The organism is Mastigocoleus testarum BC008 (genome assembly GCF_001456025.1).
Lineage (GTDB): Bacteria > Cyanobacteriota > Cyanobacteriia > Cyanobacteriales > Nostocaceae > Mastigocoleus > Mastigocoleus testarum.
The window spans coordinates 89,551-109,379 of the sequence record NZ_LMTZ01000090.1 but is presented as its reverse complement, the minus strand read 5'-3'; the positions used below and the strand labels follow the sequence as shown (position 1 = coordinate 109,379).

20 protein-coding genes are annotated in these 19,829 nt (G+C 36.1%); 15 read left to right on the top strand and 5 right to left on the bottom strand.

Translation table 11 applies throughout. The annotated features are described in order from the left end of the window. Positions 1-480: 480 nt before the first annotated feature. On the bottom strand, positions 481-849 hold the full coding sequence (locus BC008_RS17605; protein WP_027845390.1) for a group I truncated hemoglobin: 369 nt from the start codon (positions 847-849) through the stop codon (positions 481-483). An 830-nt stretch (positions 850-1,679) separates the two neighbouring features. Here BC008_RS17605 and BC008_RS17600 point away from each other — a divergent pair. Further along, complete coding sequence (locus BC008_RS17600) at positions 1,680-2,420, top strand: TSUP family transporter (protein WP_027845391.1); 741 nt, start codon at positions 1,680-1,682, stop codon at positions 2,418-2,420. 144 nt (positions 2,421-2,564) lie between these two features. Next, the gene (locus BC008_RS49530) at positions 2,565-2,726 is read left to right on the top strand and encodes a hypothetical protein (RefSeq protein ID WP_161938128.1); all 162 of its coding nucleotides are present in this window, start codon (positions 2,565-2,567) and stop codon (positions 2,724-2,726) included. On the opposite strand, the gene cysK is transcribed toward BC008_RS49530, so the two are convergent. After that, the gene (gene cysK, locus BC008_RS17590; RefSeq protein ID WP_027845392.1) at positions 2,723-3,682 is read right to left on the bottom strand and encodes a cysteine synthase A; all 960 of its coding nucleotides are present in this window, start codon (positions 3,680-3,682) and stop codon (positions 2,723-2,725) included. The two genes, BC008_RS49530 and cysK, sit on opposite strands and share 4 nt — an antisense overlap. 1,026 nt (positions 3,683-4,708) lie before the next feature. Here cysK and BC008_RS17585 point away from each other — a divergent pair. The 6 genes from BC008_RS17585 to BC008_RS17560 all read left to right on the top strand — a co-directional run bounded on the left by BC008_RS17585 (position 4,709) and on the right by BC008_RS17560 (position 8,786). Continuing rightward, positions 4,709-5,041, top strand: coding sequence for a hypothetical protein (locus BC008_RS17585; RefSeq protein WP_153009612.1), 333 nt, complete (start codon positions 4,709-4,711; stop codon positions 5,039-5,041). A 121-nt stretch (positions 5,042-5,162) separates the two neighbouring features. After that, on the top strand, positions 5,163-5,453 hold the full coding sequence (locus BC008_RS17580) for a hypothetical protein (RefSeq protein WP_036267299.1): 291 nt from the start codon (positions 5,163-5,165) through the stop codon (positions 5,451-5,453). 2 nt (positions 5,454-5,455) lie between these two features. Then, positions 5,456-5,767 (top strand): hypothetical protein, encoded by a 312-nt coding sequence (locus BC008_RS17575; protein WP_027845394.1) that lies wholly within the window; start codon positions 5,456-5,458, stop codon positions 5,765-5,767. Between the two features lie 1,072 nt (positions 5,768-6,839). Further along, positions 6,840-7,175, top strand: coding sequence for a hypothetical protein (locus BC008_RS17570; RefSeq protein ID WP_027846752.1), 336 nt, complete (start codon positions 6,840-6,842; stop codon positions 7,173-7,175). A 20-nt stretch (positions 7,176-7,195) separates the two neighbouring features. Continuing rightward, positions 7,196-8,197 carry an LLM class flavin-dependent oxidoreductase gene (locus tag BC008_RS17565; protein ID WP_027846753.1) on the top strand — a complete coding sequence of 334 codons (1,002 nt, stop codon included), beginning with the start codon at positions 7,196-7,198 and terminating at the stop codon, positions 8,195-8,197. A 220-nt stretch (positions 8,198-8,417) separates the two neighbouring features. Then, positions 8,418-8,786, top strand: coding sequence for a hypothetical protein (locus BC008_RS17560; protein WP_027846754.1), 369 nt, complete (start codon positions 8,418-8,420; stop codon positions 8,784-8,786). Between the two features lie 651 nt (positions 8,787-9,437). Here the strand turns inward: BC008_RS17560 and BC008_RS17555 are convergent. The 3 genes from BC008_RS17555 to BC008_RS17550 form a co-directional block, all read right to left on the bottom strand. After that, positions 9,438-9,653, bottom strand: coding sequence for a hypothetical protein (locus tag BC008_RS17555; protein ID WP_058183729.1), 216 nt, complete (start codon positions 9,651-9,653; stop codon positions 9,438-9,440). A 160-nt stretch (positions 9,654-9,813) separates the two neighbouring features. Beyond that, positions 9,814-9,984: a hypothetical protein gene (locus BC008_RS49525; RefSeq protein WP_161938127.1), complete on the bottom strand. Its 171-nt coding sequence runs from the start codon at positions 9,982-9,984 to the stop codon at positions 9,814-9,816. Beyond that, positions 9,977-11,074 (bottom strand): RuBisCO accumulation factor 1, encoded by a 1,098-nt coding sequence (locus BC008_RS17550; RefSeq protein WP_027846778.1) that lies wholly within the window; start codon positions 11,072-11,074, stop codon positions 9,977-9,979. Before BC008_RS17550 ends, BC008_RS49525 begins: the two co-directional genes overlap by 8 nt. Before the next feature lie 327 nt (positions 11,075-11,401). On the opposite strand from BC008_RS17550, the gene BC008_RS17545 reads away from it, so the two are divergent. The 7 genes from BC008_RS17545 to BC008_RS17515 all read left to right on the top strand — a co-directional run bounded on the left by BC008_RS17545 (position 11,402) and on the right by BC008_RS17515 (position 19,753). Continuing rightward, positions 11,402-12,346 carry a response regulator gene (locus tag BC008_RS17545; RefSeq protein WP_027846779.1) on the top strand — a complete coding sequence of 315 codons (945 nt, stop codon included), beginning with the start codon at positions 11,402-11,404 and terminating at the stop codon, positions 12,344-12,346. Positions 12,347-12,387: 41 nt separating this feature from the next. Beyond that, positions 12,388-13,077 (top strand): bifunctional demethylmenaquinone methyltransferase/2-methoxy-6-polyprenyl-1,4-benzoquinol methylase UbiE, encoded by a 690-nt coding sequence (ubiE, locus tag BC008_RS17540; protein ID WP_027846780.1) that lies wholly within the window; start codon positions 12,388-12,390, stop codon positions 13,075-13,077. Positions 13,078-13,597: 520 nt separating this feature from the next. Continuing rightward, positions 13,598-14,833, top strand: a complete 1,236-nt coding sequence (locus tag BC008_RS17535) for a DUF445 domain-containing protein (RefSeq protein ID WP_027842937.1) — start codon at positions 13,598-13,600, stop codon at positions 14,831-14,833. Then, on the top strand, positions 14,834-15,154 hold the full coding sequence (locus BC008_RS17530) for a hypothetical protein (protein WP_153009611.1): 321 nt from the start codon (positions 14,834-14,836) through the stop codon (positions 15,152-15,154). Positions 15,155-15,692: 538 nt separating this feature from the next. Continuing rightward, entirely contained in the window at positions 15,693-16,091 is a 399-nt protein-coding gene (locus BC008_RS17525; RefSeq protein WP_027842938.1) for a ubiquinol-cytochrome c reductase iron-sulfur subunit N-terminal domain-containing protein, read from the top strand. A 786-nt stretch (positions 16,092-16,877) separates the two neighbouring features. After that, positions 16,878-17,147 (top strand): hypothetical protein, encoded by a 270-nt coding sequence (locus BC008_RS17520; RefSeq protein WP_027842939.1) that lies wholly within the window; start codon positions 16,878-16,880, stop codon positions 17,145-17,147. Between the two features lie 344 nt (positions 17,148-17,491). Further along, positions 17,492-19,753, top strand: a complete 2,262-nt coding sequence (locus tag BC008_RS17515) for a two-partner secretion domain-containing protein (RefSeq protein ID WP_036265242.1) — start codon at positions 17,492-17,494, stop codon at positions 19,751-19,753. Positions 19,754-19,829 lie beyond the last annotated feature (76 nt).

Here is a 19,829-nt window from a genome sequence, read left to right as displayed (position 1 = left end):
AGACAAAAAAACAAACAAGCACTTACTGGATAATATATTTAATATTCAACCTTAAGATTCAAGATTTTGTTAAATCAAAATTTATCCGAATCGATATCCGATAAAAATACACATTAAAGCAATAGGCGACTTTGACTATACACACCAAAGTCACTAAATTGCAAGCTTGGCTTTCAAACTTATCTTTACAAACCTATAAAATATCAAACTTATAAAATATCTCTTTAGAAGTGAATTATTTACAAAATAAATTCAACTTCAATAGAATAAAACTATAAGCTTATTTATATAAAATTGAAAATCTATAGCAAGTTTTATTTTTGATGAATTTTCTCCAAATCATCAAGTGAAAATGTGATATTTAAGAGTAAATATTACTTTTTTACTCTCGTTATATTATTGATTATTTACTCAGCTATTTAATTTATCTTAATCCTAAAATTAATGCAAATATCTCTAAAAAATCTGGTTGAGTAATACTTATCTATTAAGTATGTAGATTCTAACTGATTCTAGGTTTTTACCAACTTCTTGAATTAATTCTTCTGCGACACTTAACTCTTTTAGGGTTGCAACTAGATGTTCAAATACAAAATCAAAATGTTCGTCTTTCAATCCACATTGTTCGACTAATTTATGGTGTGCAGTCCGTAGTGAACGACCTCTATAGTAGGCACTACCACCAAATGCAAACATTAGAAAAGCTGCCTGGTTTTCCCGCTGTTTCTTCATATCTACCCCAGCAAAAAAATGATTGATTCGTTTATCTCCCATAATTTTAAGATAGAATTTATCTACTGTAGCTTCGACTGCTGCTTCACCACCAATTCGCTCAAATAGTGTACTCATATTATTAGTCAGTTTTGCAAACTCGCAACAAACACAAACGAATCAATCTATTTTACTATTTTTTATTTGGGTATACTATGTTTTTTTTATTAACAGTTATTAACTCGATGATGAAACTCTAAAGCACAAATAATTAATCAGTAAAAACAGCAAAATTTGCTAATTTATAATAAATAAAGCCATTTTCCACCTTTTCAGTACTATGAAAATTTTAAGCGGATAAAATACTTCAAGCATCGACAGGCTGAAAACTTCATCTGACTATTATTTACCTTACTGGGGATACTAATACTCCAAAGAAAATTTTTAGCTAAAATACTTTCTATGAATCATACTAATACATTTTTAATATGATTCAGTCGAAAAAATATAAATTAAATTTTTACGTGTACCTTTCAGCATAAATTCTGAATATTAGCAAATACTTTAAAAATCTACTCATAGATTTATTTTTTATATATAGCAAATAACAAGATATGTTTCTGGTAGCTAGAAAATATCTGCTAATTATGCGTCATCTATCATCATCAATATTTTTTATTTCTTGATAGGTATAGACTTTGACTTATTTGCATAGATAGAATTAAGTGCATGGAAAGAAAAAGCAGTAATTATCGCTAAATAAGTATAAAATAGACATAGTATCGTTGTTTCACTAATTAATTTGACAACTAAGTCTCCAGAAAGTCTCACCTTTATAAGTTAGTGGTTTGGAGAAGTTTGCCACTATCCTACCTAGAAATTTTGGCGTTCATTTTTATCAAAAAAAAATTGATTCATATGTCAAAAGGTAATAGAACTGTAATTTCTATAACTTTAAGAGGCGCTTTATGTTTACAACAGCAATTGTTGTATTAGTTTTTTCTGCGATTCAATCCTTATTTGGAATGGGATTGCTAGTATTTGGTACTCCCACCATGTTGCTATTAGGGAATGACTTTTCATTTACTTTAGCCACTCTTTTACCTCCATCAATTACCATCAGTTCTTTGCAATTGTTTAAAGACCGCGACAACATAGATCGGAAAATGGCAATGAACTTTATAATATTTTGTCTTCCCTTTGTTGTCCTATCTTTAAGTTATTATTTGTACGCGCAGGTCAAGCTAAAACTAGAATTTGGGATTGCGATTTTCCTGATTCTTTCTTTACTACTTAGAACAGTACCTTCCTTTGAAAAAAAGATGCAGGAAGTAGTTTTGAAATTCCAAAAACCATTTTTGGTTATCATGGGGGTCGTACATGGTTTTACTAATATGGGTGGAGCATTACTTTCTGTTTTTTCCAGCAGTCAGTATACCAGTAAAGAAAAAGTTCTTAATTGTGTAGCTTTTTGTTATTTATTTTTTGCAACTATTCAAATCATTGTCCTGGCAATATTTCAGCCAGAAGTTTTTTCCATTGATATATTATTACTTTCTCTGGCTGCTGCCACTATCTACTTAACTTTAGGAAAATTTTTGTTTACCAATACCTCCCAAAACTTTTATAAAAATTTATTTTCTGGATTTATGTTAATCTACGCCATACTATTAGTAATCAAAGGTTTAGGATTAATGCCTTATAAATAAATATTAATGCTGCGCGGAAGTCATTAGCATAGCGTGTCCGTAGGACATAAGTAAAAAGTCAAAACTTAGAAGTATTTTATTATTTAGTTCTTAGGCTTGATGAATGCTTACTTTACTTTCACCAACCTGTCATATATCGGGGGAATGAGAAGGAAAAATTTAGATTCGAAAGAAGATTTAACAAATTTATTTATTATCTACAATAATTCATTTTCTTCTTTAACCTACCTATTCTCCATTCCCCCATTAGCAATTCTCAATTACCAACTAGCAATCATTAATTACCAATTACCAATTACCAATTAAACGACCCTGGTAACTTGTTTCCCTAAATCTTGAAACATTGGAGTACTAAGATAACGCTCCCCAAAGGATGGTTGAACCACAACAATCAAACGTCCAGCATTTTCCGGACGCTGAGCTATTTTAATCGCTGCACATAAAGCAGCACCAGAAGAAATACCAGATAACAAACCTTCTTCTCGCGCTAGACGTCTACCCATAATCATTGCTTCTTCATCACTAACAGTGACTACTTCATCAATCAAATCTTGACGCAGCACTTCTGGAACAAATCCAGCACCAATACCTTGAATTTTGTGTGGTCCCGGTTGTCCACCGGAAAGCACTGGGCTATTTGTTGGTTCAACTGCAATAACTTTAAAAGTACTTTTACGTTTTTTGAGTACTTCTGCAACTCCGGTAATTGTACCACCGGTACCGACACCCGCAACAAGAAAGTCTACTTCGCCGTCTGTATCGCTCCAAATTTCTTCTGCGGTGGTTTCACGATGAATTTTTGGGTTTGCAGGGTTGCGGAATTGTTGCAAAATAAAAGCATTGTCCGTCTTTTCGGCGATTTCTTTAGCTTTATCAATTGCACCGCGCATCCCTTCACTAGCTGGTGTTAATTCTAAATCTGCTCCATAAGCACGCAACATCGCTCGTCTTTCCATGCTCATACTTTCTGGCATTGTCAAAATTAAACGATAACCTCGTGCTGCTGCAACCATCGCGAGTCCAATTCCGGTATTTCCAGATGTTGGTTCGACTAAAGTATTTTTTCCTGGTTCGATTAAACCTTCTGCTTCTGCAGCGTTAATCATGCTCGCAGCAATTCTATCTTTGACGGAAGCTGCAGGATTCATACCTTCAAGTTTAATAACAATTCTGGCGACGCATCCTTCACTTTGAGGAATTTTTCCTAACTCAACCAAAGGAGTTTTTCCAATTAGTTCTGTTACGTCTTTAGCAATGCGCATTTTTAGAACCCCTTAAATTATAGATTTAATAATCTAACTAATGTTCAAACGATTTTTATTTCATATCATTTTTTACATTACAGCAATTTCTACCAATAATAGAACATCCACAAGTAAGGATTACGTATAGTTTTTGAACATCTAAATTGCTTAACAGTTAACTCTTAACATTTAATCTAAAATAGAAAGTACTTTCAATGCATATAAAATTTGCGAGACTTCTCAGATGTATTGAATTTAATATTTTGATTTACACTATTTTTACTTCCAATATTTTTCATCTTTAATACTATAATTTGGCCGGAATATAAAAATAGATGTTGTATAAAGAATCAGACAAGCTGACATAGTTCAATATTTTTCGTAAAACTTTAGACATTTTTACTAATGATAGAGTGTACATTCACAACTTTAATTCATGTAATGAGTACAGGTGATTTACGAAGATAAGAGGGTCGTAAGTACTTAAATAGCATAAGTTAGGTCTATTCAACTTGAGTACAGTAATTCTCAAACCACTATCCCAAAAGACTAGTTCCATAGCGATAAATTACTAGTACCCATACCCGATAGTTTTTTTTGCTGGTTATTTGGTGAGAGTTCCAAACTTTGAGTACAGATTTAATTAATTTAATAATCTTAATCTGCCAACTGTAAAAAATTGTATTGTCAGGCAGCTGATATAAAAACGGTAGGATTTACGCAGAGATTCCCCTCTACCCCCCTTTACGGGGGGGATTTCTTAATTCTCTTCTAAAGTTAAGTTAAATCCTTACAGGCATGGTTTAAAGCTTATTTATATCTAAGAAGTCATATATGTTATTGACTAACATACCATTTTTTTTAAAAATATAATTATTGTATATTGAATAGCAAGTATGGGCAGCAAGAAGCAGTATTTTAATTTAATTAATTCTTGTTGTATTCGTATATTTCCAGAGATTATATTTCAAGGGAAAATATTACTCATAATATTACTCGCTACTATCAAACCTATGAGTAAAAATACTTTGGGGTAAGCTCATAATGAAATGTAATATTTTACAACCTATCAAGGTTGCATTTATCAGTTTTGTGGTATGTATGCCAGGATTGTTAGTATTTTCTGTAGTTTGGCAACAACATCTCAAACTTATTGCGAGTAATAGTTTACTTTGCAGTAATACTAATCTTCTAGAAAAGGTATTCATGTGCTCGCAATATGCTCAATTTATTAATATTTTAGGATTAGTATTTGGATTTTCCCTACTTTTTTTAGGGGTATTAGTATTTTTAGTTGATGGATATTTAGAATACCGCGCAACTGAACGACAGAAAATAATTGAAAAATTAGAGAGAATTTACCACAGTCATTATTAAGTTACTAATGTACATTTTCAAAAATGTAGAAATAGGATAATCAGTCATAATCACGATTATTTATCTGGTCAATTACTTCATGTAAATTTTGACCCGATAGTACTATAATCTCCCAAAAAAAATGACACAAGAAAATCCCAATCTACAGATACCAGCAGAACGTCAGAACGAATATTTTCAATTAATCGATAAATTACTTAAGGCTCCTAATGGTGAAGAACCAGAAGTCTTGCAAGCTAATTCAGGATTAATTGATGCTGATTTTATTCGTACAGCCCTAAGAGTTGCAACAATATTTGCTCATGAGGGTAACCAAGAAGGAGCAAAATTCTTAATTCATGTTGCTCGCGAACTCTCCAAAGAACTGGGGTTATATCCCGATATTTCTGAAGGTTCTAAAAAAGGTAATTAGTAATGCTATTAAATTCAACTGACGCAGCGAAAATAGCATTAGAGTTTCTGATGTCTGAGTGGAGTATCCCAGAAAAATATCAGGGATGGTTTACCATATTTAGTTCTCGTCTTTTGGGTGTTAGTTGGTATGTTGTCGAGCTTGGAATAGAAGGTTTGCCAGACAGATGGCACTTGCAAGTATATGATAATGGAGAATGTGACCCAAGCTATACATTTAATTCTCCTATACCTGTCACGGAAAATAATACAGACCTTGAAAGCTTACCTGAATTAATTGCGCAAATGTTAGCAGCAGAACGCAATATGCGATAGTTTACAGTGGCTTGAAATTAGGTAAGATATCAAATTTTTCAGTTTGGGAAATAGAGAACAGGGAACAGGGAATAGACAAGAAAATGAAGTATACTTCAGTTCTTCGATGCATAATGATATTTGGAGCTTTAATAAGTACTTCATGTTTATTGTGAATAAGCCTTGTACCTGAATTTCTCTACACAGCTTTTTTTAGTTACTTTATATTTATATCGGAATAATTAAAGAAATATTTGTGATATTTCTCGTCACTGCTATGAAGGTAAGAATAATAAAATTAGGACTTACGCATCGTACAAATTTACTACTCTAAATGAACGAAAATACGTTGTTTCAGACTATTGTCAATAATTCCATAATTAAAGTAATTGCATAAAAGGTATCGGAAAATTGATGTTTAATACCTCAAATACATACCTCATATTTTCCTCATTCTGTCAATGCGTAAGTCCTAAAAATTATAAAAATTATAGATATATTAATTTTGGGTAGGTGCATTGATAGAGGTGACCTAATTCCCGGAAGAATAACTAACCCCCTCCTAGCCTAACTAACGCCCTTCTAGCCTCCCTAAGAATAACTAACCCCCTCCTAACCTCCCCCGAGGGAGGAATTTTATACAATTTTAAAATTTATAAAAGTTATTTTTATATTTCTAAAAAATTGCTTTTATTTCTGAATAAACTTATTGAATAAACTTATTGAATAAATCTAGGATCTTTCAAACTATGTGTTTATTTTATCTCAAGCTGTAAAGCCTTAAATATAACTTTTATTTTGTAGAATACTCTTTATATAGGCTTGCTGACAAAGTGTAAAAAATATCAATACAAAATTATATTATTCCCATTAAACTATGACCATTATCCATCAAAATATAAAACATAAAATAAGAATAAATAATAGGATATATTAGTTTTTATTGTGAGCGAATAATTAAATATTGAGAAGCAACTATTTAATAAAAAATTTAGAAAAAAATAAGCATAAAAACATATTTAATTGTAGATAATTCAAGATAATAATATGCTATATTAATATTGTGATAGGCGCTACATAAAGATGTTTTGTAATGATTAAAGAAGACATCCTAGCCAAAGAATTCACAAGGCTTGTCGATCTGTATTATCCAAAAATTGGTAAGTTACTAGATGGCTGCTATGTGAAAGTAATAACTAGTTATTGGGGCAGACCAAAAAAACGTCTGCGATATATAGGGATTTATTGTTGTGAGGAAATGTTGCCCTATATAGAAACAAAAAAGAATATTTTCAGAGAAATCGCAGAAAATATGGGATTAGCTCAGGTAGTTTTTTTAAATTCTTCCCGCCTCTTGCGAGATCCAATGTCAAAATTAAAACATGCAGATCCGCGTTTGTGGTTCGATTTGCATTTGCTTGAAGTCTAAAAAAACGGCGATCGCAAATAATGAAAACCGGAATTTTCTGTAACTACGAAAATTATCATCAGGATACCCGTCGTGCCATAGAGGAGCAGGTGTCGCTGGTAAAATATGCCCAAACTCTAGATTTTGAAGAAGCTTGGGTTGCAGAACGTCATTTCAATGACTTTAATCTCAGTCCTTCGATTTTGGTGCTATTGGCTCATTTGGCGGGGATGACATCGACTATCCGGTTAGGCTCAGCAGCAGTGTTGCTAGCGTTTCATAACCCTATTCGTGTCGCCGAAGATCTCGCTACCCTTGATAATTTATCTCAAGGAAGATTAGCCCTCGGTATTGCTAAAGGTGGACCTTTCCCTGAGCAGTATAAACATTTTGCCACGGATATGAGTGAATCTCGTACCAAAGCATTAGAAGCAATGGCGTTGGTTCATAAACTTTTATATGAAACTGAAGTAACCTTTAATGGGCAATATTATCAATGCGATCGAGTAACGGTTCATCCAAAACCCGTACAAAAACCAATTCCGACCTATATAGCTAGCGGAGACGATCGAGCAATTACTTTTGCTGCAAAGTATTCTTTTGGTTTGATGGGGGGACCTCCATTTGCATTGGAGAGATTAAAGCAAACCATCGCCAAGTATCGCAGTATTAATTCTAATGGTGTGGAACAATTCATCTTGGCGCGTTTCTTCTTTGTAGCTGAGACTCAAGAGGAAGCATTAACTCAGGCTTTACCTTTTATTCGCTCCTTCAGCAAAAAAATGCAAGCTAATGCTGCTGTAATGCAGCCAAACAACAGGAATCAATCCAAGTTATTCAACCGCAACAATATTTGTTACGACGAGGACTATTTACTTAGTAATTCAATTATTGGTGATGTCTCTCACTGTCGCGACCAAATTAAGAAGCTTAAAGATCAACTGGATCTAGAGACTTTACTGCTTAAACCTTGTTCTGTTAGTTTGCAAAAAAACCTTGAAAGCCTCCAACGCTATAACCAACAGGTACGGACTTATATTTGATTGGGGATTGGGGACTGGGGACTGGGGACTGGGGACTGGAGACTGGGAAAATGATATCTCGTCCAATCCCTATATGACGGTATAGACACAGAGGTGTCTGTGCTTACGTTACGCCCTGCACCTTGCTAACGCTTTGCTAACGCGTCACGCTATGCTAACGCCAATCCCTAATCCCCAATACCTAATCCCTAGTCCTTAACTCTACCAAGGGGTTATTAAGATGGAAAAATCTTTCCTTTCTCCGGACGATCTACCACCAGAGAGTAAGTCTCTCAACGACCAACTATTGCGTCGAGAATTGGAAGAATTCACTTCCAAACTTTTCTTGCAAGCTTGCGATCGCATTACACGAGTTTTACTATCTCATTGTCGTTGGCGAATTGCAATTAAACTATTACCTCTGACTTTGATAATTCACTGTCCAGACATGGAAACTTACTGGTACATACTCAACGATATCCCACAGTTGGGTAATCGTCTTGAAAGATTTACCAATAAGGCTAAAATCCGAGTTTATCCTCCACAAGGTCAAGGAGCACCATTTGAAATCAAAGTGGATGACATTCCACTTTATGGAGATTGGCTTTAGTACCCCTGTGCGGAAATCATTAGCGGAAGCGTGTCTGTAGGATATAAGTCATTAGCATAGAGTGTCCACTGGACATAAGTCAAAATTCAAAAATACTGTTTTTTCTAGTTTTGACCTTTTATAAACAGGTGCTTTATCTCCTCTCCGCCGCGATGTACTAGTTAATTTCTAAGTATTGTTGAGCGTGAGGAGTTTCTAGAGTAACGAGTAAAGAGTAAGAAGTTGGGTGATACGCTGATGGGTTCAGACTTTGATGTGCAGAGCTTATTCATTACTGTGCGCTGTGTACACTTACGTGTCCCGCTAGACCGCGCCGCGAGCGACGAATGCTAACACGCCCTGCTTATGCTGGCATTACTCGTTATCTCAGTTGAGTAGATGTACCTAATGTTACATCCCATATGTCTCAGGAGAGATTTGCTTAGAATCGCTTTAATTTATTATAGGTGTGAGTGTCGTTTTGCAAAGCTTTAATTTTAAAGGCTTTAGGTTTAAGGTTTGTTATTTCCAAGGTTTCAAAGTTCAGGGTTTTAAGTTTCAAGGTTTTAAGTTTCAGGGTTCTAAATTTCAGGATTCTAAATTTCAGGGTTCTAAATGTTAAAGTTCTAAACTGTTAGGTTTTATATCTCAAGGTTTTAATCTAAAAGATTTTCATTTCTGGGGTTTTAAGCCTAAGGGTTCCAACTCCTGACTTCTAACTCCTGACTTCTGACTCCTGACTCCTGACTCCTGACTCCTGACTTCTAACTCCTGACTTCTGACTTCTAACTCCTCACTCCTGCATAAGGCTTTTGTGAGAGAATTTTGAGAAAAAAAAACCCAGTCTGGTGGGACTGGGAAGATGTCTTTGCTGTCCAGGGTTTCCATTCTATTTTAGTTATTTAATTATGCTGTTTGTAGTAGTTTATCTTACATAAATTACGTAGTTATATTAAAGTAAAGCTATATTTATTTAAACTATTCTTGAAGAAAACATTTTTATGTTTCAAAGTGTGTAGATAATGTTGTTTGAAATACTTATTTATGATTAATGGGCAATTGGTAATGGGTAATTGGTAATGGGTAATGGGTAATGAGTAATGAGTAATGAGTAAGAATGAGTAATTTTCTCTTCCCCATCCTCCCACACTCCCCACACTCCCCACACTTTCCACACTTTCCCCAACTCCCCAATTCCCAATTTCCGACCGCTACTCATCTATTTGCCAAGCATCTTTGGTAATTTCTTCATCTAAAATTCTCTTAGGACGGATAATCACAACTATACGCCCAAGTATCGATACTTCTGGCTGTGTTTCAAACCACTGAAAATCAATTTGTGAATTCTCCTCTGTAGAATTTTCTACAGCAAAATAACTATTAGCATCCCATTCTGTTTGGGCGCGATCGATTACTACTAATACTGATTCGGGAGAAGTTTGAGTATCAGTTGGGAGTATATCGCTATTACAAATAATAACTACTGGATCTTGAGAATTTAATATAACTTGCCAACCTGGTAAAGCTACCCAAGTTTGTTCACCACTAGATTTAACTATCCCAAAAACACCTTCCTCTTTAAATGAGGGAACTGCTTGTAATTCTGAAGGGGATAAAGGTAGTTCCCCAGCAACAGCAACTAACCGGGGTAAGTCAGATTCCGACTCCGGACGATACAAAGGTAAATGGGGAGCCGGTTTCTTTGGAACAACGGTAAAATCAGTTAATAATTGTTCTACTTGTTTTCTTGCACTATCTGAAGCTGCAAATTTTAAACCTTTAGCAATCAAACGTGAACGTTCTTGTAAATCTGATTTCTGACGAGCTAATTTCCAACATTGATAAGCAACTGCATCCCCTGGATGTTGGGAAAAACCAGCCGGTAATTTTGGTAAACGAGAAAAATCTTTGATTGCTCTAGCAATTTCCCGTGCTGAATCCATATCGAGCTGGTGATGATGGGTTAATTCAGCCGCTGTTGCTCGCTCTTCTTGGGTAAGCATACGTAATTCATACAATACATCGCTTCCCCTTTCCCAATAGTGCGATTGTACTGCTTCTGATGCGTTCGCTTTTACTATAGAATGATAGACCTGTGCGCCAACAATCACTTGGTTTTGTTGAATTGGTTCAAAACCGGTTGCCTCAAAAATTATTTGGGGACTATAACCTGATTTTTGTAACTTGGCGATTTCTTTGCCCCATTCTACCCAGTTACCTTGTTTTTGCCGCAGTTTTTGCAGCAGTTGTTGAGATTCTGCTTCAGTTAAATTCTCTGAATCTTGGGGATTAGGCGGTAGATTTGTCATAGAACCAATTTACAAGTTTCTTCCAATTTACAAGTTGTTTGGTTTTACTAAAGCTTTGCTGTTTTACGATTACCTGTGAGGCTCAAAGCTTGTAGGACTCAAATGTGTAATCCACATCATTTTCTACTACCGGGTACATTGCAAATATTAAATTTTAATTAAGTAGTGACTAATGACATGCTTATAAAATCGGTTATAAAATATGTAACCAATATCTATAAATAATATGCTGTTATCCGCAGATTCCACTAATATCAATGTAAATCATTACTTTATACTAGTATGGAATATCACAGTAACAGCATAGATAAATAAAGATTTATCTTTATGGATAATTCCCCCCAACTCGATCAAATTAGTCGTCAATTAATGACTTCACCACGACGAAAAAAACAAAAAATACTTGTAGTAGATGATGAGCCGGACAATCTCGATCTACTTTACCGAACTTTTAGACGTGATTTTCAGGTCTTAAAGGCTGATAGTGGTATCAGCGCTTTGGATGTTTTAGCGACAGAAGGAGAGGTTGCTGTTATTATCTCTGACCAAAGAATGCCAGAGATGAAGGGAACTGAATTTTTGAGTAAAACATTACCCCAGTTTCCTGATACTGTCCGGATTATTCTCACTGGTTTTACTGATATTGAAGACTTAGTTGATGCTATTAATGCCGGTCAAGTTTATAAGTATATCACTAAGCCTTGGGATCCGGACGAACTCAAAGCGGTGGTGCAACGTGCTGCGGAAACTTACGATCTACTCAAACAAAGAACGGAAGAATTACGACGTGCAAATGCTCAAATCGGTTTGCTAAAAAGTTTGGTGGAAATTACCAAATCTGCACCTAATGTAGATACAACCCTCGATCCCATTGTCCAGGCTTGCGGAAGAAATTTTGCTGCTGATGGTTGTATTTTGCAACTTGTAGAAGATGGTAAGCTCCTCTCCACTCAAGCTATCTACTCCCAATTAGGAACTTTAAAAAACTGGCTTGATGCCGATCCCTTGGCTGCAGAAGCGATCGCAACTGGAACAATCCAAGTTTGCTCGAATATCGCCAAGGATGAAAAACTCAATCAAGTAGAGCATTATGCTACAACTGGTATCCAAGCTCATTTAATTGTTCCAATTATTCATAAAACCCAAGTTTTAGGCGTTCTTTCCCTGCAGTGGAAAAAGCCCTCCACTTTACCAGACGAGGAACTCAAAATAATCCATATATCAGCCCAACTATTAGCGATTGTTTTCGGTTGTGCTCACGATCGTAAATAATGTAGACGCAAGTAAATCGCGTCTTTCACAGGTTTTATCGCATGTACGATCAAGTTCACTCTATTTTTGACCGCATTGCTCCTGTTTACGACCAACTCAACGATTGGTTGAGTTTGGGACAACATCGGATCTGGAAGGAAATGACGGTTAAATGGAGTCGCGCTAGTTGGGGAAATACTTGTTTAGATTTGTGTTGTGGTAGCGGTGATTTAGCTTTTCGTCTGGCGCGCCGGGTGGGAAAATCGGGAAAGGTCTATGCTGTTGATTTTTCTGCGCAGTTGCTAGGAATTGCTAAACAACGTTACCAATCTCAGTATCCTCAGCCTTCAATTGCTTGGATCGAGGCTGATGTCCTTGATTTACCTTTTGAAGATAATCAATTTGATGCTGCGACCATGGGTTATGGTTTAAGAAATGTAAAGGATATTAGTCTTTGTTTAAAAGAAATTTATCGGGTACTCAAACCGGGTGCGACTGCGGCTATTTTGGATTTTCATCGTCCCGAGAGTCCTTTAATGAGAAGTTTTCAGGAATGGTATCTCAATAATATTGTGGTAAATGTTGCCACAAATATGAATTTAAAGGAAGAATACGCTTATATTAGTCCGAGTTTGGATCGCTTTCCCATTGGGTCGGAGCAGGTAAATTTATCTCTTCAAGTTGGCTTTGAGCAAGCTGTCCACTACCCGATCGCAAATGATTTTATGGGGGTTTTGGTGGTGAGGAAGTGAGTAATGAGTAATGAGTAATGAGTAATGAGTAAGGAGTAGCGATCGCGTAACTTACCTTATCTTTAACCTGTAATAAATTATTTTTTGTAATACCAACTTAGAAAAATAATGCGACAAATAAATTTTTTTACAGACGTTCGATTGAACTTCTCTACCGAGGAATGTGTTGCAATCATTTATTGAATTGGTATAAGTCACTTACTCTCGATTGCTTGCACTATTCTCAACAGACCCAATAAACCACCTAGGAATAAATTCCCAGTCTCATAGATAAGTCTGATAAATCAGACTGGGAAAGAGTTATATTTTGTGGACACGGTATGCTGAGAGTGCGTTTTAACACACGCCGGATTACAGCAAGTTATCAGTTACTTTTTACTTTTTACTTTTTACTTTTTAATTTTTACTTCTTACTCCTTACTCTGTTACAGCGATACGTCAGAACTTTTCCTAAAATAGTGTATGTTCCTGTGCTTTTTTTTTGAGCGCATCTTACGTTTCTAAAAGATCCTGACATATTGTGGATTGGTCTAACATCTGGCTCTATATAACTCCCCCGGTTGCTGGGGGGATTATTGGTTATTTCACTAACGATTTAGCCATAAAAATGCTGTTTCGCCCTTACCGAGCGATTTATATCGGTGGTCGAAGGGTTCCCTTTACTCCCGGTTTAATTCCCCGCAATCAAGAACGGTTGGCGAAAAATATTTCCAACACGATCATGAATTCCCTGCTGACTCCGGATGAAATTCAAAATCTGGCGCGGCGATTATTACAAACGGAACGGGTACAAGCTGCTATTCTTTGGTTGTTAAGAATGGCGCTGGATCAAGTTCAATTAGATAAGGAACAAAAAACAGCCAGAATTGTTGCGGGAATTTTACGGGATTTGTTGGGGGAGTCTGTACCGCGTCTGTTAAAGGTTTTGGCGCGACGTGAAGATTTTTTGGAAGCCCAAATTAACCAGATTTTTGACCAGGTTCTGTTAGAGTTTACCCTGAGTGAGGAACAAGCTGATCGCCTAGCTGATTGGTTGCTTCATGTTGTTTTACCTCCAAATACTATTAGGGTGGCGATCGTTGATTTTTTGACGGATCGCACGATTCAAACCATTGATGACAGCTTTCGGGAAAAAACCAGTGGTACTTATTGGGTAGTTGCAAATTTATTTGGTTTGCGTAATAGTTTGACTCGTTTGCGTACCTATTGTTTGGATGAGAAGGACGCTACAAATAATCGGATTGAGGAATTAGTAGCAGATCTAAAGGTGAAAGGACGTCTGAAGGAATTTTTACAAAATTTATCTTTACAAAATTTACCGGTAGGTACGGTTCGTCAATTACGGAAAACAACGCGCGATACTGTTCGTCAATACCTGCAAACCCGTGGTAGCGATGTTTTAAAGGGGTTTAGCGATTCTCTTAACTGGGAGCATATTGCAGTTTTGTTGGTGAAGCGTCTGAGTAATTCGGAGGTTGTTAATTCTTCTTTAGAAGTTGTCAGCAAAGAGTTAGCTTTAGTTTTAGAAAGATATTTAGAAAGAGATTTAGAAAAAATTGTGATCCAGACAATTCCGATTTTATCCATAGACCAAGTGATTATCGATCGCGTTAAATCAACTTCTCCTGCTGATTTAGAAAATGCGATCGAGGGAATTGTCAAAAATGAGTTGCAAGCAATTGTCACTTTGGGGGGAATTTTAGGTTTGGTGGTTGGATCGATGCAAACTGCTTTATTACTGTTTCGGAATTTTTGATTGGCGATCAGCGATAGCACTGCGTGCCGCCGCAAGCGGCATATGGGGATTGGCGATCGGCGATTAGGTAGTAGTGATAAAGATTTGTCATTGCGACCGGAACGCAGTGTAGGAAAGCAATCTCACAGATTTTGGTTTAGCACCCAGCAATTTGATAGTAATGGATGCGGATTAGTAACGGATGCAATGGATATCTATTTTTCCCTTATCTACAGGAATCAGGAATTAAGTGATAAAGATTTGTCATTGCGACCGGAACGCAGTGTAGGAAAGCAATCTCAGATATTTTGGTTTAGCACCCAGCAATTTGGTTGTAACTGATGGGATGATCCCAAATATTGAAAGATATATTTTGTCATTGCGACCGGAACGCAGTGTAGGGAAGCAATCTCACAGATTTTGGTTTAGCACCTACTAATAACTTGCACCAGTTTCAATAGTTTCAATAACCGCCTTGGAATAAATTCCCAGGCTAATAGACAAACTCTGCTAAAGCAGACTAGGTAAGGCTTACAGTGCAATACAGTTCAGTTAAGGTTTTTTAGTGATGATTTCGGGTCTGTAGAGACGTCGCATGCAACGTCTCTACAGGATTTATCTATTCATAAATCAAATATGATTGCTATATAAACATTAACTAGTTTGGCTTGAGGGTGAGAAAAGCTAGGATAAGCGTAAAAAAAATTGAGCCAAAATGTGATGTTAAGCAAACTCCCTTTGCATCCCTTTACAAAAAGAATAATTTTTTATCACAAAATAAATCTGGTGCCATGTTAACTTGAGGACATACAGCAAACAGAATGCTTAATTATTTTAACTTCTCAAGATTTGCTTTCTGTATCAAAAATTAAGGTGCATCATGGCAGAAAACAAGACACGGCGTGATTTTATTATTACTACCGCAGTCGCTACTGGTAGTGTTGCTGCAGCTATAGTCTTACAAAATGATACTTCTCATGCTGATACTCCCTCAGAAATAACAGCAGAGGTGGGAAGTATTATGGATGATGCAAAATTAGAGCAGTTCAAAGAAGAAATCCGACCAGTTATTGGCAAGATGCTGAATAACCCTGATTTAGCAACTGTTTTGAAAAAATATGATTTAGAAAATGGAGTAGTGGAAATCCCAGTAGCAGTTAGACTAGATAAAATTCAAGGTAGTGTAGCATCTGTTGGAAATAATACTTCAACACTAATAGGGGATTGTTGTATTTATCTTGATTCAAGGACTGGTGATCTTGAATGGCTACCCTGTTAGGCAAATAGTTATTTTACGTTCTCAAGGTCTACTTTTTATATCAACCAAAACCCATAAAACCTCACTCCCTTCCCATCACACTGACATGACGGGGTGAGTTTCGCATCTCTGTACACGAAAAATTCCTGCATATAAATATTTATTGAAATGATATTCCGCCAAATATCACTATATTAATTACTATTTCCCCCACACTGGCTTATTTTTTCTCTTAAACTAATATTTTCTATCACAGACGGATAATACTAAAAACAATAACTAAATCTAAACTTAGCTGATAATTTATAGTGACAATACACTAGTACTAAAATCCCTGTGAAAATGATTTTATCAAACTTTCATGACAGAATTTAAATCGTGCGATTTCAGTTATTTAGAAGTACCAAATGTAGTCTAGGACTCTTGTATATAAAAGCTAAGAGCAATACATTGAATATCGGGTTAACGGCTGGATGCATCTCGAGTAAAGTAAATTTGCTCGTGGTAGATAAATGTATGACTTATTGGTGCATAAGTTAATTATGGTCATACCTATTAATTATTGAAGAGACAAAAAACAATTGAAACCTATTTTTCATAGGTTATCTATTCAACTAATTCAAATAGTATTTGAAGTTGTAATTTGCTTTTACGCATATTTACATTGAGAAAGTATCCTACTTGTTAATAGTAGGTTTATTTTAAGTTGGATATTGTTTTATTTTTGCCTTTTTGCTATTAGCCAATTTTATATAAATTGGTGCGATTTTACGTTTACCAATCAAATCAACTCAAGGAGCAAATATTATGGATTCTACAGTTTTAGAAGAGTTCAAAAAAGAAATGCAACAGTTAATGGAAAAAGCCTTAAACCAACCTGAGTTTAATGAATGTTTTAAAAGATATGGACTATCTGACCAGGAAGTAGGTTTTCCGTTAGTACTTAACCTGGATAAAATAAGAGAAATAAATCAATCAGAACTAAAAGATAGTTTGCAGACAGTTATAGGTGAAGAACTTAAGTTATTTGGTTGTTGTTTAGTTAACGGGTGCATCAAGTGCAATCCATGGTTTTAGATAGTTTAATATATACACTCAAACGATCTAAATTATATCATTAAACACAGGTTTTTAATGGTATAAATCGAGTTTTGTTTTTTTAACACAATGGGCTTATGCAACGAAGGTTTTTCATTTCGACAGTAACGCATTGTAGGGAAGCAATCATGGCATCTCGTAAGATTCGTAGCTAACACTCGTAATGAAGGAAATACGTTCATTGTGCGTAAGTCCCAAGTTTATTGAAACCTCTGCCATTTAAGGATTTAAGCTCTTTTAAACTACTAATTTACTATGTTCAGTCTAGAAGAGCCTCATTGTTTTGCTAATTCTACTTTCCTTACGAGGGTATAATATTTGAGATGAATACTCTTTGGTTCTGGTTTAAAGGATTAGGGATCATAACAGTTGCTGCAATCACTTATTCTCCAAGTGATGCAATTGCACAAATTATCCCGGATACTAGTCTACCCAATAATTCTCGTGTGACACCACAAGGTAATAACAGAATTATTGAAGGTGGAACCATTTCTGGAAGTAATCTATTCCACAGTTTTGAAGAATTTTCTGTACTTACTGGTGTGACAGCAAGCTTTCAAAATGCTGCAAATATTCAAAATATTATTACTCGAGTAACAGGAAAGTCTATTTCTAATATTGATGGTATTATCCGTAATAATGGCACAGCTAACTTATTTTTAATAAATCCCAACGGTATTGTTTTTGGTCCTAATGCTTCTTTAAAGCTTGGTGGTTCATTTGTAGGAAGTACAGCCAGTAGTATTAAATTTGCTGATAATATAAATTTTAGCGCTACAGAACCTGAAATTAGACCTTTGCTAACAGTAAAAGTTCCCATTGGTTTACAATTTGGAGCTACAGCTGCGCCTATCCACCATCAATCCCAAGCTAGTCTTAATGGCGCAACTAATACTTTTGGTCAAGCCGCTGGCTTACAGGTACCAACAGGCAAAACTTTAGCGCTTATAGGAGGTGATATCGTCCTAGAGGGCGGAAACTTAACAGCATCAGAAGGAAGAATTGAACTAGGAGCGGTCGCTGGAAACAGTTTTGTAAACCTAAATCCGACAAACCAAGGTTGGGTTTTAGGGTATGGAACTGTGCAAGGTTATCATGATATCCGACTAATCCGGCGAAATCTTAATAATTCTTCGGTTGGTTCTATTGTGGATACCAGTGGCGAAGGTGGAGGTAATATTCAGGTAAAAGGTAATTTAGTGGAAATAGCTGGTCATGAAGTATTTTTAAGAAATATAACAATTGGTACCAAAGATAGTGGACACTTAAAAATTGAGGCTAATAAATTAATCCTTCGAAATGGCGCAGGAGCAAATGCTTCTACTCAAGGAGAAGGCGAAGCGGGAAATTTAACTGTGAATGCTTCCGAGTCTGTACAAATAATTGGTAGCTTTAAAACTTCAAGGGGTAGTATCAGTCCCAGTACACTGAGTACAGGAGCTTTTGGTTCTGGAAATGCAGGTAATATTACCATAAATACTGGTATTTTGCGTGTCCAAGAAGGCTCAGCAATCTTAGTAAACTCCAGCACAGCAACACCTGATTTTGTTACTCAAGGTATACAAGGTACAGGTAAAGGAGGAAACATAACTATAAACGCCTCAGAGTCTGTAGAGTTAATTGGAACCTCAAAATATAGTTCTTTTCCTAGCAGTTTGCTTACTTCAACTCGAGGTTCTGGAAATGCTGGAAACTTGATAATAGCAACAAAAAAATTGATTGTTAGAGATAGGGCTCAAATCAATTTGAACAGTCAAACACCAGATCCTGATAATGTTATTTTAGGCGATATCGAAGCTTTTGGGGAAGCAGGTTCCTTAATAGTCGACGCTGACTCTATACTTTTGGACAACGGAAAAATCAGCGCTAACACCATAGGAGGCGGAGGAAATATCACCCTCAATTCACTCCTTTCAATCCTACGTAATAACAGTAGCATTACCACCAACGCTTCTGGAATAAATATCCCTGGTGGTAACATCACAATTAATGCTAAGAATGGTTTTATCATTGGCAGTGGAAATAGCGATATCAGAGCCGACTCTCTAAATTTTCGTGGTGGTAATATCAGAATCTTCAACACCCAAGGTATATTTGGAATCGAACCCCGAGATGAGGAGAACTCAAATACCAGCGATATCACCGCAACAGGAGCAAATGAGCAGGAAAGTGGAAACATCACCATTGAAGACTCCGATGCAGAACCCGACCAAAATCTACTTAAAGTAAACGTCGATGTGGTTGATGCAAGCCAATTAATTAACCAGAATTTCTGTGCTCTCAGAGGTAAGAGTAATTTCACAATTACTGGAAAGGGCGGTTTACCACCTTCTCCTAACACCGTGTTAGATCGTCAAAACCTGTGGGAAGATTGGCGACTCAACCCAGTACCCAGGGAAACCTCGCAGCGTAAGGTTAAAGAAGAGAAAACAGAAAATAATATTATTGTTAGTGAAACCGTTAATAAACCCGTTAATAAAATAGTCCAAGCCCAGAGAGCGATAATCAACGAAGCGGGAGAAGTCGTGCTTGTTGCTGATGCAGGGACACCGCCAATTTTTGGGAGTTCGGGGTCTTGTAAATAATTCGTAATTCGTAGTGAGACGCGTCCTGACGGACGAACGTAGTTCGTAATTGATATGTGTTCAGCAGATAACTCAT